Genomic DNA, 913 nt, shown 5'->3' on the forward strand with positions numbered 1-913 from the left:
ATGGTGAGCCTGATCTGACTGGTTCGGTTTGATTGTTAGTGCATGTTTGGCCTTTGGTCTATTGGGACGATTGTTTCCGGTGCCGGTGGTCGGTATCCCAAGGCGCTGTGGGGTCGCTTTGTGTTGTAGTGTTTTCTCCATCCTTCGATGATGATTTGCGCTTCTCTCAATGAGTAGAAGATTTCCCTGTTCAGCAGTTCATCGCGGAACCCGACATTGAAGCTCTCGACGTAGCCGTTCTCCCAGGGCGACCCCGGTTCGATGAAGGCAGTTTTGGCCCCGACAGCCTCGATCCAGGCCCGGACATCCTTGGCCACAAACTCAGGACCATTGTCACTCCGAACGAATGCCGGTGGCCCGCGCAGGATGAAAAAGTCGGTCAGCGCATCGATGACATCGGTCGAGTTCAGCTTCCGTTTCACCCGGATCGCCAAGCATTCCCGGCTGAACTCGTCCAGGATGTTCAGCGTCCTGAACGCTTTCCCATCGTCGGTTCGGCAATGCACGAAATCATACGACCAGACATGGTTGCGATACTCGGGTCGCAACCGGATGCATGATCCATCGTTCAGCCAAAGCCTGCCTCTCCTGGGTTGTTTCGGTGGCACCTTCAGCCCCTCCCGTCGCCACAGTCGCTCGATCCGACCGTCACTGACCTGCCAGCCAGCCTCGCGCAGCAGCACAGCAACGCGCCGGTAGCCGTAGCTGCCGTATTGCCTGGCCAATTCGATCATGTCGGCAACCAGCCGCTCCTCATCTTCCCGGCCCCTTGGTCGATGCCGTTGTGTCGAGCGATGTTGCCCAAGCACCCGGCAAATCCGGCGCTCCGATACATTCATCTCGCTCCGGATCAGCTCGATGCAGGCTCGGCGACGTGCGGGGCTCTGAAGTTTCCCCGAGCTGCTTCCTTTAG

At 58.1% G+C, this 913-nt stretch carries 1 protein-coding gene; it reads right to left on the reverse strand.

Going from position 1 to position 913, the window contains the following annotated elements; translation table 11 throughout:
• Positions 1 to 35 precede the first annotated feature (35 nt).
• A partial coding sequence (locus ABLN87_RS22265; RefSeq protein WP_353014296.1) for an IS3 family transposase occupies positions 36 to 913 on the reverse strand: 878 nt, incomplete at its 5' end.

Source organism: Ruegeria sp. SCP10, from assembly GCF_040329495.1.
Taxonomy (GTDB): Bacteria; Pseudomonadota; Alphaproteobacteria; order Rhodobacterales; family Rhodobacteraceae; genus Ruegeria.